Origin of the sequence: Pseudomonas sp. EA_15y_Pfl1_P101, assembly GCF_963970835.1 — a bacterium.
Lineage (GTDB): Bacteria > Pseudomonadota > Gammaproteobacteria > Pseudomonadales > Pseudomonadaceae > Aquipseudomonas > Aquipseudomonas tritici.
Map to the genome: position 1 here is coordinate 439,524 of NZ_CAXAPA010000001.1, position 14,455 is coordinate 453,978.

Annotated in this window: 18 protein-coding genes; 11 read left to right on the plus strand and 7 right to left on the minus strand. The window is 59.1% G+C overall.

Going from position 1 to position 14,455, the window contains the following annotated elements; all coding sequences use genetic code 11:
- The first annotated feature begins 7 nt into the window (after positions 1-7).
- The 10 genes from AACY36_RS02110 (at position 8) to AACY36_RS02155 (ending at position 7,017) form a co-directional block, all read left to right on the plus strand.
- On the plus strand, positions 8-982 hold the full coding sequence (locus AACY36_RS02110; RefSeq protein WP_339417518.1) for a KpsF/GutQ family sugar-phosphate isomerase: 975 nt from the start codon (positions 8-10) through the stop codon (positions 980-982).
- On the plus strand, positions 983-1,507 hold the full coding sequence (locus AACY36_RS02115; protein WP_339417516.1) for a KdsC family phosphatase: 525 nt from the start codon (positions 983-985) through the stop codon (positions 1,505-1,507).
- A gap of 8 nt (positions 1,508-1,515) precedes the next feature.
- The gene (lptC, locus tag AACY36_RS02120) at positions 1,516-2,088 is read left to right on the plus strand and encodes an LPS export ABC transporter periplasmic protein LptC (RefSeq protein ID WP_339417514.1); all 573 of its coding nucleotides are present in this window, start codon (positions 1,516-1,518) and stop codon (positions 2,086-2,088) included.
- On the plus strand, positions 2,075-2,608 hold the full coding sequence (gene lptA, locus AACY36_RS02125) for a lipopolysaccharide transport periplasmic protein LptA (RefSeq protein WP_339417512.1): 534 nt from the start codon (positions 2,075-2,077) through the stop codon (positions 2,606-2,608). Before lptC ends, lptA begins: the two co-directional genes overlap by 14 nt.
- Entirely contained in the window at positions 2,608-3,333 is a 726-nt protein-coding gene (gene lptB / locus AACY36_RS02130) for an LPS export ABC transporter ATP-binding protein (protein WP_003171806.1), read from the plus strand. The genes lptA and lptB overlap by 1 nt, the downstream gene beginning before the upstream one ends.
- A 185-nt stretch (positions 3,334-3,518) precedes the next feature.
- Positions 3,519-5,012 carry an RNA polymerase factor sigma-54 gene (locus AACY36_RS02135; RefSeq protein ID WP_339417510.1) on the plus strand — a complete coding sequence of 498 codons (1,494 nt, stop codon included), beginning with the start codon at positions 3,519-3,521 and terminating at the stop codon, positions 5,010-5,012.
- A gap of 75 nt (positions 5,013-5,087) precedes the next feature.
- The gene (gene hpf, locus AACY36_RS02140) at positions 5,088-5,393 is read left to right on the plus strand and encodes a ribosome hibernation-promoting factor, HPF/YfiA family (protein WP_003171804.1); all 306 of its coding nucleotides are present in this window, start codon (positions 5,088-5,090) and stop codon (positions 5,391-5,393) included.
- 10 nt (positions 5,394-5,403) lie between these two features.
- On the plus strand, positions 5,404-5,868 hold the full coding sequence (gene ptsN, locus AACY36_RS02145) for a PTS IIA-like nitrogen regulatory protein PtsN (protein ID WP_049709981.1): 465 nt from the start codon (positions 5,404-5,406) through the stop codon (positions 5,866-5,868).
- A gap of 2 nt (positions 5,869-5,870) precedes the next feature.
- Positions 5,871-6,728: an RNase adapter RapZ gene (gene rapZ, locus AACY36_RS02150; protein ID WP_339417508.1), complete on the plus strand. Its 858-nt coding sequence runs from the start codon at positions 5,871-5,873 to the stop codon at positions 6,726-6,728.
- Between the two features lie 16 nt (positions 6,729-6,744).
- A complete protein-coding gene (locus AACY36_RS02155) occupies positions 6,745-7,017 on the plus strand; it encodes an HPr family phosphocarrier protein (protein WP_339427154.1) in 273 nt (90 codons plus the stop codon).
- Between the two features lie 48 nt (positions 7,018-7,065).
- On the opposite strand, the gene AACY36_RS02160 is transcribed toward AACY36_RS02155, so the two are convergent.
- The 6 genes from AACY36_RS02160 to pmbA form a co-directional block, all read right to left on the minus strand.
- Positions 7,066-7,959 carry a ZIP family metal transporter gene (locus AACY36_RS02160; protein WP_339417504.1) on the minus strand — a complete coding sequence of 298 codons (894 nt, stop codon included), beginning with the start codon at positions 7,957-7,959 and terminating at the stop codon, positions 7,066-7,068.
- A gap of 33 nt (positions 7,960-7,992) precedes the next feature.
- Entirely contained in the window at positions 7,993-8,604 is a 612-nt protein-coding gene (locus AACY36_RS02165) for a superoxide dismutase (RefSeq protein WP_339417502.1), read from the minus strand.
- A gap of 1 nt (position 8,605) precedes the next feature.
- Entirely contained in the window at positions 8,606-9,034 is a 429-nt protein-coding gene (locus AACY36_RS02170) for a hypothetical protein (protein ID WP_339417500.1), read from the minus strand.
- A gap of 27 nt (positions 9,035-9,061) precedes the next feature.
- A complete protein-coding gene (locus AACY36_RS02175; RefSeq protein WP_339417498.1) occupies positions 9,062-10,438 on the minus strand; it encodes a class II fumarate hydratase in 1,377 nt (458 codons plus the stop codon).
- Positions 10,431-10,826 carry a FagA protein gene (locus AACY36_RS02180; protein WP_339417496.1) on the minus strand — a complete coding sequence of 132 codons (396 nt, stop codon included), beginning with the start codon at positions 10,824-10,826 and terminating at the stop codon, positions 10,431-10,433. Before AACY36_RS02180 ends, AACY36_RS02175 begins: the two co-directional genes overlap by 8 nt.
- A 147-nt stretch (positions 10,827-10,973) precedes the next feature.
- Positions 10,974-12,320 (minus strand): metalloprotease PmbA, encoded by a 1,347-nt coding sequence (pmbA, locus tag AACY36_RS02185; protein WP_339427155.1) that lies wholly within the window; start codon positions 12,318-12,320, stop codon positions 10,974-10,976.
- Positions 12,321-12,428: 108 nt separating this feature from the next.
- Between pmbA and yjgA the strand changes: the two genes are divergently transcribed.
- A complete protein-coding gene (gene yjgA, locus AACY36_RS02190) occupies positions 12,429-12,950 on the plus strand; it encodes a ribosome biogenesis factor YjgA (protein WP_017738766.1) in 522 nt (173 codons plus the stop codon).
- A 47-nt stretch (positions 12,951-12,997) separates the two neighbouring features.
- Here yjgA and tldD read toward each other — a convergent pair whose 3' ends face one another.
- Positions 12,998-14,440, minus strand: a complete 1,443-nt coding sequence (gene tldD / locus AACY36_RS02195) for a metalloprotease TldD (protein ID WP_339417492.1) — start codon at positions 14,438-14,440, stop codon at positions 12,998-13,000.
- Positions 14,441-14,455: the final 15 nt, after the last annotated feature.

Here is a 14,455-nt window from a genome sequence, read left to right on the forward strand (position 1 = left end):
TCCAGACATGAGCCAATCCAGCGACCTTATCCAATCCGCACAACGCACCATCCGCCTCGAGCTTGAAGCCGTAGAAGGCTTACTGGCCCATATCGACGCAGATTTCGTACGCGCTTGCGAGATGATTCTGGCCAGCAAGGGCCGCGTCGTCGTGGTCGGCATGGGCAAGTCAGGCCACGTCGGCAACAAGATCGCCGCCACCCTGGCCAGCACCGGGACCACTGCGTTTTTCGTACACCCGGCCGAAGCCAGTCATGGCGACATGGGCATGATCACCAAGGATGACATCATCCTGGCGCTGTCCAACTCCGGCACCACCAATGAAATAGTGACTCTTTTGCCACTGATCAAGCGCCTGGGCATCCAGATGATCAGTGTTACCGGCAACCCGGAATCAACGCTGGCCAAGGCCGCCGAAGTGAACCTTAACGTTCACGTGGCCCACGAGGCCTGCCCGCTGAACCTGGCACCAACCTCTTCCACCACCGCCGCGCTGGTCATGGGCGATGCCCTGGCCGTGGCACTGCTGGAAGCCCGCGGGTTTACCGCCGAAGACTTCGCATTTTCTCACCCAGGTGGTGCCTTGGGCCGCCGCCTGCTATTGAAAGTGGAAAACGTCATGCATTCGGGCGACGAACTGCCCCACGTCCAGCGCGGCACTTTGCTGAAGGACGCGCTGATGGAAATGACCCGCAAGGGCCTAGGTATGACCGTTATCCTCGAAGCCGACGGGCGCCTGGCCGGGGTCTTTACCGACGGCGACTTGCGCCGCACCCTGGACCGCACCATCGACATCCACACCGCCACCATCGATGCGGTGATGACACCCCACGGCAAGACCGCCCGCCCTGAAATGCTGGCAGCCGAAGCCTTGAAGATCATGGAAGACCATAAGATCGGCGCGCTGGTGGTGGTCAATAGCGACGACCGCCCGATTGGCGCCCTGAACATGCACGACTTGCTGCGTGCGGGAGTGATGTAAATGACCGACGACCTGTTGCAACGCGGCAAACACATCAAGCTGGCAATTTTCGACGTTGACGGCGTGCTGACCGATGGCCGCCTGTACTTCCTTGAAGACGGCAGCGAATTCAAGACGTTCAACACCCTAGACGGCCAGGGCATCAAGATGCTGATGGCGTCGGGTGTGCAAACGGCGATTATCAGCGGCAGGAAAACTCCAGTTGTGGAACGCCGCGCACAAAACCTGGGGATTCCTCACCTGTATCAGGGCCGCGAGGATAAACTGGTGGTTCTGGACGAGCTTCTTGGCCAACTCAACCTAAGCTATGAGCAGGTGGCCTACTTGGGCGATGACCTGCCAGACCTGCCGGTGATTCGCCGGGTGGGCCTGGGCATGGCCGTTGCCAATGCGGCAGGCTTTGTTCGCGAGAACGCCCATGGCATCACCACTGCACGTGGTGGTGAAGGTGCCGCCCGCGAGTTCTGCGAGCTGATCCTGCGTGCCCAAGGCAGCCTTGAAGCGGCCCATGCCGCCTACTTATAGAGCGTTTTATGCTGAGTAAAAAGATTCGCAACTTCCTGCTATTCGCAGTCATCGCCGCACTGTTCCTGGCGGTGGGCTACTGGAATATCAGCCCGGAGCGCTTTCTCGACCAGCCTGCTGCGCAGGTTGACGAGGGGGTTATCGACTATTACGCCACCAATGCCAAAAGCGTGCAGTTCCTGCCCGACGGCAAGGTGCAGTACGAGATGACCTCGGACAAGGTCGAGCACGTGAAAGCCAGCGAAGTTACCTTGCTGACCAACCCGGACATGAACATTTACCGCGGTACCGAGTTCCCATGGCACGTCACCAGCAAGCGTGGCGAGGTCAACCCGGACGGTACCGAGGTGGAACTGATCGACTCGGTGCGCGTTGCGCGCACTGACGATAAAAAACGTGAGACCGTGATTACCACCAGTCGCATGACCGTATTCCCGCAGAAGCAATATGCGCAGACCGAGCAAGACGTTAGAATCGACGGCGCTGGCGGTGTAACGACTGGCAAGGGAATGAAAGCGTATTTGAAAGAAAGCAGGATACACCTGCTATCGAACGTAAGAGGACAGTATGAGGCTCGTTAAAACTCTCCCTATTTTGCTCGGTCTGGGCGCAGCACTGGGAAGCGTGAGCGCCTGGGCTCTGCCGAACGATAGCCAGCAACCGATCCACATTTCGGCTGACGATGCGCAGCTGGATGACAAGCAAGGCGTTGCAACCTATACCGGCGGCGTGGTCATCACCCAAGGCTCGATGAAGATCACCGGTAACACGGTGACGCTGACTCGTACCCAAGCGGGCGATATCGACGTGGTCACTTCGGTGGGCAACCTGGCTTACTTCGAACAGAAGCAGTCGGCCACCGACACCGGCCCGATGAAGGGCTACGGCAAGACCATCCAGTACCATGCCCAGCAGAACCGCATTGTACTGATCGACCAGGCCAAGGTGCTCAGCCCCGATGGCAACTCCACGGAAGGTGAGAAAATCACCTATGACACCGTGAAACAGATCGCTAACGCCGGTCGTGCCAATGGCAACAAGGTCACCGCGCCTCGTCCACGCATCGACATGGTTATCCAGCCGAAGAAGAAGGCCGAGTAATGGCAACCCTCAAAGCCCAGCACCTGGCCAAGGCCTATAAAAGCCGTCAGGTCGTGCGCGACGTCAGCCTGTCGATCGACAGCGGCCAGATCGTCGGCTTGCTCGGCCCCAACGGCGCCGGCAAGACCACGTGCTTCTATATGATCGTCGGCCTGGTCCAGGCGGACCAGGGTCGCGTACTGATCGACGACCTGGACGTGAGCCACCAACCAATGCACGGCCGCGCCCGCGCCGGTATCGGCTATCTTCCGCAAGAAGCGTCGATCTTCCGCAAACTGTCGGTCGCCGATAACATCATGGCCATCCTCGAGACCCGCAAGGAACTCGACCGTGACGGTCGTCGCAAGGAGCTGGAAAGCCTGCTACAGGAATTCCACATCAACCATATCCGCGACAACCTCGGCATGAGCCTGTCCGGTGGTGAGCGCCGCCGCGTAGAAATCGCTCGCGCACTGGCCACTGCACCGAAATTCATCCTGTTGGACGAACCGTTTGCCGGCGTCGACCCGATATCGGTCGGCGACATCAAGCAGATCATCCACCACCTCAAGGCTAAGGGCATTGGCGTGCTGATCACTGACCACAACGTCCGTGAGACGCTCGATATCTGCGAAACCGCGTATATCGTCAACGATGGCCAACTGATCGCTGAAGGCGACTCCGCCACCATCCTGGCCAATGAACTGGTCAAGGAAGTGTACCTGGGTCACGAGTTCCGCCTGTAAACACCGTGGTGTCACGGCCCATTGCCAAGGTGCGCGGGAGCCAATGAAAACCTCTGGATTTTTATTGTTACCGCGCTCTAGGCAAAGCCCCCGCTATCAGGCATATAATTTGCTTATGTTTGGCGCTCACGCGCCCTGTCGTGGATGGCGCATTGCGCCGGCGAATAAGGTGTTAAGCCCCTGCCATGAAACCATCGCTAGTCCTGAGAATGGGCCAGCAGCTGACGATGACACCGCAGCTGCAACAGGCCATCCGCCTGCTCCAATTGTCGACCCTGGACCTGCAACAGGAAATCCAGGAGGCCCTGGAGTCCAATCCGATGCTCGAACGCCAGGAAGAAGGCGACGACTTCGATAATGCAGACCCGCTGGCCGATAACATCGAGCAAAAACCCAACCCCGATGTGCAGGAACCCTCCTACCAGGAAACCGCCCCAACGGTGGATAACCTCGAGGAAGGCGACTGGAACGAACGCATTCCCAACGAGCTTCCCGTCGACACCGCCTGGGAAGACGTCTACCAGACCAGCGCCAGCAGCCTGCCCAGCAATGACGATGACGAGTGGGATTTCACCACCCGCACCTCCGCCGGCGAAAGCCTGCAGAGCCACCTGCTGTGGCAACTGAACCTGGCGCCGATGTCGGACACCGATCGCCTGATCGCCGTGACCCTGATCGACTGCATCAATAACCAGGGCTACCTGGACGAGACGCTTGAGGAAATTCTCGAAGCATTCGACCCTGAACTGGATATCGAGCTGGACGAGATCGAAGCCGTCCTGCACCGCATCCAGCAGTTCGAACCCGCTGGCATCGGCGCGCGCTCCCTCAGTGAATGCCTGCTGCTGCAATTGCGCCAACTGCCCACCAAGACCCCCTGGCTCGCCGAGGCCCAGCGCCTGGTAACCGATTACATCGACATGCTGGGCAGTCGCGACTACAGCCAACTGATGCGCCGCATGAAGCTCAAGGAAGACGACCTGCGCCAGATCATTGAGCTGGTACAAAGCCTCAACCCGCGTCCTGGCTCGCAAATCGAGTCCAGCGAAGCCGAATACGTGATTCCTGACGTGATCGTGCGCAAGGATAACGAGCGCTGGCTGGTTGAACTGAACCAGGAGTCGGTGCCACGCCTGCGGGTCAACCCGCAATACGCCGGTTTTGTGCGTCGCGCTGACACCAGCGCCGATAACACCTTCATGCGCAACCAGTTGCAGGAAGCTCGCTGGTTTATCAAGAGCCTGCAAAGCCGCAACGAAACCCTGATGAAGGTGGCCACCCAGATCGTCGAGCACCAGCGCGGCTTCCTGGAATACGGCGATGAGGCGATGAAACCGTTGGTACTGCATGACATCGCCGAGGCGGTTGGCATGCATGAATCGACGATTTCTCGGGTAACCACGCAAAAATTCATGCATACCCCACGGGGTATTTATGAACTGAAATACTTTTTCTCCAGCCACGTCAGCACCTCCGAAGGCGGTGAATGCTCGTCCACGGCGATTCGCGCGATCATCAAAAAACTGGTTGCCGCGGAAAATCAGAAAAAGCCATTGAGTGACAGTAAGATCGCTGGTTTACTGGAGGCACAAGGCATTCAGGTCGCCCGTCGAACCGTCGCCAAGTACCGCGAGTCCCTCGGGATCGCGCCTTCCAGCGAGCGTAAGCGTTTGATGTGACGGGCGGGCCACAGCGTTCCAGTGGCAGGCGCTTTCGCCTGTCGCTTTATGCACTGGCAACGAAGGAGAAGCTGTATGCAAGTCAACATCAGTGGACACCAGCTGGAAGTCACCAAACCCCTGCGTGAATACACCGAAAGCAAGCTGAACAAGCTTGCGGGGCATTTTGACAAGATCACCAACGTGCAGGTCATCATGGAGGTCGATAAGCTCAAGCAGAAAATCGAGGCCACCCTGCACGTACCGAATGCCAAGCTCGTCGCCAATGCTGAACATGAGGACATGTACGCGGCGATCGACTCGCTCTACGACAAGCTGGACCGCCAACTCATAAAGCATAAGGAAAAGAATCTGCACCTGATGCAAGGTACAGGTCGTTAACTCTCCCCCCATGATCCGACTTGAAACCATCCTGACCCCCGGCCGTTCCCTTGTGAACGTGCCGGGCGGCAGTAAAAAACGCGCCCTCGAACAAATTGCCAACCTGATCGGCCGTGAAGTGCCTGAACTGGAAACGCAAACTGTGTACGAGGCACTGATTGCTCGTGAAAAACTTGGCTCGACCGGTTTTGGTAATGGCATCGCTATTCCCCACTGCCGCCTCAAAGGCTGCGAGACGCCTGTCAGCGCCCTGCTGCACTTGGACCATCCCATCGATTTCGACGCCATCGATGGCGCCCCGGTCGACCTGCTGTTTGTTTTGCTGGTCCCGGAAGCTGCCACCGATGCACACCTGGAACTGCTTCGGCAGATCGCCAGCATGCTCGACCGCAAGGAAGTGCGCGACAAACTGCGCAGTGCCAGCAGTAATGAGGCGCTGTATCAGGTTGTACTGGACGAACAGAACGGGCAGTAATCATGCGCTTGATCATCGTCAGCGGCCGTTCCGGCTCAGGTAAAAGCACCGCCCTCAACGTCCTTGAGGACAGCGGTTTCTACTGCATCGACAATTTGCCTGCCGGCTTGCTGCCGGAATTGGCGGAACGCGCGTTGATCCATACCGAACTGGCGCAACCCCTGGTCGCCGTTTCGATAGATGCCCGCAACCTGCCCAGCCATCTTGAGCGATTTCCGCAATTGCTCGAGGAAGTGCGCGCCAAGCACATTCATTGCGATGTGCTGTACCTGGATGCCGACGAAGAGACACTGCTCAAGCGTTTCTCCGAAACACGCCGACGCCACCCCCTCAGCAGCCCCCACCGCTCCTTGGCCGAGGCCATCGAGGACGAAACCAAGCTGCTGGGACCGATCATTGACCTCGCCGACCTCAAGATCAACACCACCAGCCTTAACCTGTACCAGTTGCGCGATGCCATCAAGCTGCGTCTGTTGAACCAGCCGGAGCCAGGCACGGCGTTTCTCGTGGAGTCGTTTGGTTTCAAGCGCGGAATGCCGGTAGATGCAGACTTGGTGTTTGATGTGCGCTGCCTGCCGAACCCCTACTGGAAGCCGGAACTGCGCGAACAATCCGGGCTGGATCAACCTGTTGCCGACTACCTGGCTGCGCAACCGGATGTTGAGGAGATGTTCCAGGACATTTCCAGCTACCTGCTCAAATGGTTGCCACGCTTTGCAGCAAGCAATCGTGCCTATGTCACCATTGCCATTGGCTGCACCGGCGGCCACCACCGCTCCGTCTACCTGACCGAACGCTTGGGCCAGGTGCTGCAAAAAACCCTCAAGAACGTTCAGGTCCGCCACCGCGACCTTAGCTGAAAGGAACACCTGCGCGATGCCCGCTCTGGAAATTGAAATCATCAACAAGCTCGGCCTTCACGCCCGAGCTTCGGCCAAATTCGTGGGTGTGGCTGGGCAGTTTCCCTGCCAGATACGGGCCGGGCGCACGCCGGAATCCATGGTCGATGGCAAAAGCATCATGGCAATGATGATGTTGGCGGCCGGCAAGGGCACCAAGATTCACTTGAAGACAGAAGGCGAGCAAGAGCAGGAAGCGATGGACGCGCTGGTTGCGATGATCAATAACTACTTTGATGAAGGCGAATAACCCTTTGTAAGCGCCCAGTTTGCTGGGCTCCGACAAAGGGAGCGGGCATTAGCCTAAAGCCGTATCCATCACCATCATCAGGCAAAAACCGGTGCACAACCCCAGACTGGCGAGTTTTTCGTGACCATTGCGTCGCGATTCAGGGATGACTTCGTGAGTCACCACCAATAGCATCGCGCCAGCAGCCAAGGCCAGGCCCAAAGGCAACAGTACCTCGGCCAGGCTCACCAACCAGGCGCAGAGCACAGCAAACACCGGCTCCACCAAGCCTGACGCAGCACCGATCATAAAAGCCTTGACCCGCGACATCCCTGCCCCGGCCAACACCAGCGCGATCACGAGGCCTTCAGGCACATCCTGCAAGGCGATGCCCATGGCCAGGCTATTGGCCTCCGGCATGCCGCCACCGGCGGAGACGCCGACCGCCATGCCTTCGGGGATGTTGTGGGCGATGATAGCAAACACAAACAGCCAGATGCGCGGCGGGATTACCGGTTTGTCCGGCGTGCCGACGAGCATTTCCGGGCTCGCGCCGGAAACCTTGCGGTCAACCAGGTATAGCCCGAACGCCCCAAGCATAATGCCCAAGCTGATCAAGCCACTGGCCTCCCAGGGCGACAATCCCAAGCTTTCAGCCGCGGCAATGCCTGGCACGATCAGCGAAAACGCCGTCGCAGCGAGCATCACCCCTGCCCCAAAGCCCAGCAGTGTATCGCTCAACGCCACCGGCATCCGCCGAATGACCAGCACAGGCACCGCGCCGAGCGCCGTGCCGAGTGCGCAGATGGACCCGCCCTGCAGGGCGCGCAGAATGCGCGGCTCCAAGTCAAGCCAGGCCAGCCCGTGGGCCACCAGCAATGCAGTACCTGCCAATAGCAGCAGCGAGCCAAGTGCATAACGAAACATCCGCCCGCTGCTGATCGCCAGTGTGTCAGTGCGCATAGTCGGCCTTAGATCTTGTTATAGGGGTGGATGTCAGGCCACAGCGGCCTGATAGCGTGCGGCGACTTCAGGCCAGTTAATGACACTGTAGAACGCATTGATGTATTCCGGGCGACGGTTCTGATAAAGCAGGTAGTAGGCGTGCTCCCAGACGTCAAGGCCGAGGATCGGCGTATTACCGCTCATCAGGGGGCTGTCCTGATTGCCGCTGCTTTCCACCACCAGGTTCTTTTGCGGGGTGACGCTCAGCCAGGCCCAGCCGCTACCGAAGCGCGTCAACGCGGCTTTGGTGAAAGCATCCTTGAAGCTGTCGAAACCGCCCAGTTGTTCCTCGATCGCTTTGCCCAGTGCGCCCTCGGGCTTACCACCACCTTTGGGCGACATCACGGCCCAGAACAGCGAGTGGTTGGCGTGGCCGCCGCCTTGGTTAATCACGGCTGCACGAAGTTTTTCCGGCAACTGCTGCACGCTGGATACCAGTTTTTCAACCGGCCAGCCCGCAAACTCAGTGCCCTCAACTGCGGCATTAAGGTTGTTGATATAGGTCTGGTGGTGCTTGGTGTAATGGATCTCCATGGTTTGCGCATCGATATGCGGTTCCAAGGCGTCGTAGGCGTAAGGCAATGCAGGCAAGGTGTAGGTCATATCAATGTGCTCCGTAATGAGGAGTGGTCGGCTGCGCCGCAGTACCGCCCAGCAAGCGATGGGTACGCGGGTACTCACCGTGATCGCTGATGAAGTTCAGTAGCTCGACGTAGGTCTTGCTGCTCTGGCGCAGGGCCGCTTCCCGCAATTGCGGGCTCAGACGCGAGTCCTGCATGGTCTGCAAAAGACGCTGGTGAATAGCGCAAAGGTATTCCGCGCTTTCTTCCGGCTGGTTCAGGCGCAGGTGCAAGTCCGCCAGGTTGTGATGAGAAATGACGCTCGCCGCCACTGCTTCGTCGGCATCCGCCCAGCGCTCGAACAGCACTTGAGCCAAGGCCAGGGCTTGCAAATAGGCCTCGCGAGCGTCAACCAACTCGCCCGCCATAAAGCAGCGATTGGCCCGTTCGATCGTGCGTTTCCAGTGCTCCATGGTGAGCCTCCAAAGCAGGGTCGGTGATTACACGCCGCCGGCCGTCAGCTTTTCCGGATCCAGCAGGACTTCCAGTTGGCTGCGCGGCAGGTCGGTGTGCTCGAGGGCGACATCAATCACCGGACGGCCTTGCTGATACGCCTTCTTGGCAATTTCAGCGGCCTTTTGGTAACCGATGATCGGGTTGAGTGCGGTGACCAAAATCGGGTTGCGCGACAGCGCTTCCTTGAGCTTGGCTTCATTGACCTTGAAGCTGGCGATGGCCTTGTCCGCCAGTAGACGGCTGGAATTGGCCAGCAATTCGAGGCTGCTGAGCAGGTTCTGGGCGATGATAGGCAGCATCACATTCAGCTCGAAGTTGCCCGATTGACCAGCGATGGTGATCACTGTGTCATTACCGATGACCTGCGCGGCGACCATGGCCGTCGCTTCCGGGATCACTGGGTTGACCTTGCCAGGCATGATCGAAGAGCCAGGCTGCAGGCCTTCCAGTTCGATTTCACCAAGGCCTGCGAGCGGGCCGGAGTTCATCCAGCGCAGGTCGTTGGCGATTTTCATCAACGACACGGCAGTGGTTTTCAACTGGCCGGAAACGGCGACGGCGGTGTCCTGGGAGCCGATCAGCGCGAACAGGTTTTTGCCTGGGGTGAATTTCACACCAGTCAGGCTGCTCAACTGCTGGCTGAATCGCGCAGCGAATTGCGGGTGTGCGTTGATCCCGGTGCCAACCGCTGTGCCGCCTTGGGCCAGCGCTTGCAGACTTGGTAGAAGGTCCTGCAAATGCGCGATATTAGCCTTGAGTTGCTGCGCCCAGCCATTGAGCACCTGGCTCATGCGCACCGGCATGGCATCCATTAAGTGAGTGCGGCCAGTCTTGATGAACGGGTGAACCTCTTCGGCCTTTTGCTCGATGACTTGAACGAGGTGCAACAGGGCCGGCAGTGTTTGCTCATGCAGCACCAATGCGGCGCTGACGTGGAGGGTGGTTGGAATGATGTCATTGCTGCTTTGACCGCAGTTCACGTGGTCATTGGGGTTGACCGGCTCGCCGAGCAAACGACTGGCGAGGGTGGCAATCACCTCGTTGGCATTCATGTTGGAACTGGTGCCGGAACCGGTCTGGAAAATATCCACCGGGAAATGCGGCATGAAATCGCCTTCCAGCAGGCCTTGGGCGGCATCGACAATAGCCTTGCCCTGCCCTGCGCTGATTTGTTCGAGGTCGACGTTAACCTTGGCTGCCGCAACCTTGGCCAAGATCAGGGCGCGAATGAATTGCGCCGGCATGCGTTGATGGCTGATCGGGAAGTTGTTTACCGCACGCTGGGTTTGAGCGCCATACAAGGCTTCGGCAGGCACTTGCAGCTCGCCCATGCTGTCGCGTTCGATACGGGTGTTACTCATCGTTAGATCCTTGCACGAGGTCGGAGTGAGAAATAGACGGCAGCAATTCGCAGGTCGCCAATTGCCAGGCAAAGGTTTGCCAGCGCTTGAGACGGCAGGCACATTGAGAAAGCTGTTCCAGGTCGCGCAGTGGACGCCAAGCCTGGTCCAGGCAAACGCAACGCCAGTGCCACGGCAGCGCTATATCGCTGGCGGTGTCGAGCAATAAGCGCAATGAGGTCTCAGCGATCGTCCAGGGATGGGTCGCGGTGCAGCACGCCAGGTATCGACCTTCGTTGAGGTAATGCTCGATCAGGCGAGGCTCATTTGGATCGAGTGCGCAGCGGATTTGACGACTCATCCAGCGCCAGCTTTCCAGATAAGGATCCTCATGCAGGACAGAACTCATGATCCACACTCGCTCGATAATGATATTCATTATTAAATGATATTAAGAATCAAAACAAGCGCACCAAAGGATTCGTCTCACGATGGAGTTACAAAAAAGGCGCGCCATCCGTGGGATGGCGCGCCTTTTTCAGGGACCGTTGAGGGGTTAGCTGCCGGCGACGGTCATCCGCTCGATCAGCACAGAACCTGTGCGAATGTTGCTGCGCAGTTCCAAATCATTACCCACGGCAACGATCTGCTTGAACATATCGCGCATGTTGCCAGCGATAGTCACTTCCTGAACGGCAAACTGAATCTCGCCGTTTTCTACCCAGAACCCCGCCGCGCCACGGGAGTAATCACCGGTGACCATGTTCAGGCCATGGCCCATCAATTCAGTGACTAGCAAGCCACGGCCCATGCGCCGCAGCAACGCCGCCTGGTCTTCATCGCCATGGGTGACAAACAGGTTGTGCACGCCACCGGAGTTCGCCGTGCTTGGCAGGCCGAGTTTACGGCCGGAGTATGTACCCAATACGTAGGAGACCAACTCGCCGTTCTCGACGAACGGCTTGGCATAAGTCGCCAGGCCATCACCATCGAACGACGTGCTGCCCATGGCACGCATCAGGTGCGGGCGTTCATCTATGGTCAGCCATTCGGGAAACAGCTTCTGGCCAATTGCACCTTCCAGGAACGAGGATTTGCGGTACAAGTTGCCACCGGAAATCGCCCCCAGGAAGCTGCCGAACAACCCACCGGCAAGTTCTGCTGAAAACAACACAGGCACTTCGCAGGTCGGCACCGGGCGCGCGCCCAGGCGACTCGCGGCACGCTGCGCAGCACGCTGCCCAATGCTCACCGGGTCCGCCAGCAAATCGCCCTGGCGATTCACGTCGTACCAGTAATCGCGCTGCATCTGCCCGTTGGCTTCGGCAATCATCACGCAGCTCAGGCTATGACGGGTGGACGCATAACCGCCGATAAAACCATGACTGTTGCCATACACGCGGCAACCCTGATGCGTACTCAACGTGGTGCCATCAGCATTCTTGATGCGGATATCGGCGTCGAACGCCGCCGCTTCACAGATCAATGCCTGTTCGATGGCTTGCTCGGGCGTGATGTCCCAGGCGTGGAACAGATCGAAATCCTGAAGGTCCTTGGCCATCAGGGCCTTATCGGCCAAACCCGAGCTTTCATCCTCCGAGGTGTGCTTGGCAATCGCCAACGCAGCCGCCACCGTTTCGCGAATCGCTTCCGAGCCACTTGCCGACGTACTGGCCGAACCTTTGCGCTGCCCGACATACAAGGTGATGCCAAACCCTTGATCGCGATTGAACTCAACGGTTTCCACTTCACGCTGGCGTACCGACGTCGACAGCCCCTGCTCCAGCGACACCGCCACCTCACAGGCACTGGCCCCCTGGCGCTTGGCCTCGGCAAGGATCTGCTCGACTTGTTCCTGCAGTGCCGGTAACGCTTGCGGACCGACGCTTTGGGCTGCACTCATGGTTTTCTCCACTCAAATTCTGCTTTCGGTTAAGGCCATCGAGCGACCGGGCCGGACAAGCGGCCCCCGACTGGTTATCATGGCGGCGTTTCTTTGCGGACTGCCACCATGGTTGATTCTTACGACGACTCCCTCGATGGGGAGAAAAGCAAAACCCAGGTCAAACGCGAGCTGCATGCTCTGGTTGACCTTGGCGAGCGCCTTACAACGCTCAAGAAAGATTTGATTGCAAAACTGCCTTTGACCGACGAAATGCGCCGGGCCTTGGCTGATGCGCCCAAGCACACCGCGAATATCGCGCGTAAACGGCACATCATGTTTATCGGCAAACTCATGCGCGATCAGGACACTGACGCCATTCTGGCTTTGCTTGATCAAACCGATGCCTCCACTCGCCAGTACAACGAACGCTTCCATAACCTGGAGCGTTGGCGTGACCGCTTGATCGCGGGCGATGACGCCGTGCTGGAGAAATTTGTGCTGGACTACCCGGACGCGGACCGCCAGCAACTGCGCTCCCTGATCCGTCAGGCCCAGCACGAGCAGGCGCATAACAAAGCGCCGGCCACCAGCCGTAAAATCTTCAAGTACATCCGAGAGCTGGACGAGACTCAACGCGGCCTGCGCTGATCCTCTTCCCCGGGTGGTGGTTTTCGCCACCCGAAGCTCCACCTTTCTTACGAGCCCGTGCCACCCACGGTGATCGCATCAATTTTCAGCGTTGGCTGCCCGACCCCCACCGGCACCGACTGCCCGTCCTTCCCGCACGTGCCCACGCCGCTGTCGAGCGACAGGTCGTTACCGACCATCGACACCTTGCTCATGGCTTCCGGACCGTTACCAATCAACGTTGCCCCTTTGACCGGCGCAGTAATCTTGCCGTCTTCGATCAGGTACGCCTCGCTGGTGGAGAACACGAACTTGCCGCTGGTGATGTCCACCTGGCCGCCACCGAGGTTGGCGCAGTAGATGCCGCGCTTCACCGAAGCGATGATTTCCGCCGGGTCGCTTTCGCCACCGAGCATGTAGGTGTTGGTCATGCGTGGCATCGGCAGGTGCGCGTAGGATTCGCGACGGCCGTTACCGGTGCGCGCCACGCCCATCAAGCGGGCGTTGAGCTTGTCTTGCATGTAGCCCTTGAGCACGCCGTTTTCGATCAGGGTGGTGCACTCGGTCGGCGTACCTTCGTCATCAACGCTCAGCGAGCCACGACGCCCGGCGAGGGTGCCGTCATCGACGATGGTGCACAGCTTGGAGGCAACCCTCTCGCCCATTCGACCGCTGTAGGCCGAACTGCCCTTGCGGTTGAAGTCACCTTCCAGCCCATGGCCGACCGCTTCGTGCAGCAGTACGCCGGACCAGCCCGACCCCAGCACCACCGGCAAGGTACCCGCTGGCGCCGGAATGGCTTCCAGGTTGACCAGCGCCTGGCGCAGGGCCTCACGGGCATAGCCCATGGCACGGTCGTCGCTGAGGAAGTAGCGGTAATCGGTACGCCCGCCGCCGCCATGGCCACCGCGCTCGCGGCGACCGTTCTGCTCTACGATCACACTCACATTGAAGCGCACCAGCGGCCGTACATCCGCCGCCAGGCCGCCGTCGGTGGATGCCACCAGAATGCGTTCCCACACACCGGCCATGCTCACGGTAACCTGTTGGATACGCGGATCGAGGGCGCGGGTGGCCACGTCGATACGCTTGAGCAGCTCGACCTTTTCCGCGCGACTGATGACCTCCAACGGGTTATCCGGCGCGTACAACTGCGCCACATCTTGAGTGCTGAACGCCTGAACCGTGCCATTTTGGCCAGCGCGGGAGATTGAGCGCGCAGCACGCGCCGCCAGGCCCAAGGCTTCCAGGGTGATCGCGTTGCTGTAGGCAAAGCCGGTTTTTTCACCGGATTGCGCACGCACGCCGACACCCTGGTCGAGATTGAAGCTGCCTTCCTTGACGATCCCGTCTTCCAGGGACCAGGACTCGGAGATCTGGCCCTGGAAATACAGGTCAGCCGCATCAATGCCCGGTCCGGCCAGATCGCCGAGCACGGTTTGCAAGCTTTCGATGGTCACGCCACCGGGTGCCAGGAGGTGTTCACTGACTGAGGACAACAACTCGCTCATAGGTATGGCCTTAAA

Bases quoted from the DNA above. Each gene is read 5' to 3' on its own strand.
- AACY36_RS02110 (WP_339417518.1), top strand. From the start codon at position 8: ATGAGCCAATCCAGCGACCTTATCCAATCCGCACAACGCACCATCCGC.
- AACY36_RS02115 (WP_339417516.1), top strand. From the start codon at position 983: ATGACCGACGACCTGTTGCAACGCGGCAAACACATCAAGCTGGCAATT.
- lptC (WP_339417514.1), top strand. From the start codon at position 1,516: ATGCTGAGTAAAAAGATTCGCAACTTCCTGCTATTCGCAGTCATCGCC.
- lptA (WP_339417512.1), top strand. From the start codon at position 2,075: ATGAGGCTCGTTAAAACTCTCCCTATTTTGCTCGGTCTGGGCGCAGCA.
- lptB (WP_003171806.1), top strand. From the start codon at position 2,608: ATGGCAACCCTCAAAGCCCAGCACCTGGCCAAGGCCTATAAAAGCCGT.
- AACY36_RS02135 (WP_339417510.1), top strand. From the start codon at position 3,519: ATGAAACCATCGCTAGTCCTGAGAATGGGCCAGCAGCTGACGATGACA.
- hpf (WP_003171804.1), top strand. From the start codon at position 5,088: ATGCAAGTCAACATCAGTGGACACCAGCTGGAAGTCACCAAACCCCTG.
- ptsN (WP_049709981.1), top strand. From the start codon at position 5,404: ATGATCCGACTTGAAACCATCCTGACCCCCGGCCGTTCCCTTGTGAAC.
- rapZ (WP_339417508.1), top strand. From the start codon at position 5,871: ATGCGCTTGATCATCGTCAGCGGCCGTTCCGGCTCAGGTAAAAGCACC.
- AACY36_RS02155 (WP_339427154.1), top strand. From the start codon at position 6,745: ATGCCCGCTCTGGAAATTGAAATCATCAACAAGCTCGGCCTTCACGCC.
- AACY36_RS02160 (WP_339417504.1), bottom strand. From the start codon at position 7,959: ATGCGCACTGACACACTGGCGATCAGCAGCGGGCGGATGTTTCGTTAT.
- AACY36_RS02165 (WP_339417502.1), bottom strand. From the start codon at position 8,604: ATGACCTACACCTTGCCTGCATTGCCTTACGCCTACGACGCCTTGGAA.
- AACY36_RS02170 (WP_339417500.1), bottom strand. From the start codon at position 9,034: ATGGAGCACTGGAAACGCACGATCGAACGGGCCAATCGCTGCTTTATG.
- AACY36_RS02175 (WP_339417498.1), bottom strand. From the start codon at position 10,438: ATGAGTAACACCCGTATCGAACGCGACAGCATGGGCGAGCTGCAAGTG.
- AACY36_RS02180 (WP_339417496.1), bottom strand. From the start codon at position 10,826: ATGAGTTCTGTCCTGCATGAGGATCCTTATCTGGAAAGCTGGCGCTGG.
- pmbA (WP_339427155.1), bottom strand. From the start codon at position 12,320: ATGAGTGCAGCCCAAAGCGTCGGTCCGCAAGCGTTACCGGCACTGCAG.
- yjgA (WP_017738766.1), top strand. From the start codon at position 12,429: ATGGTTGATTCTTACGACGACTCCCTCGATGGGGAGAAAAGCAAAACC.
- tldD (WP_339417492.1), bottom strand. From the start codon at position 14,440: ATGAGCGAGTTGTTGTCCTCAGTCAGTGAACACCTCCTGGCACCCGGT.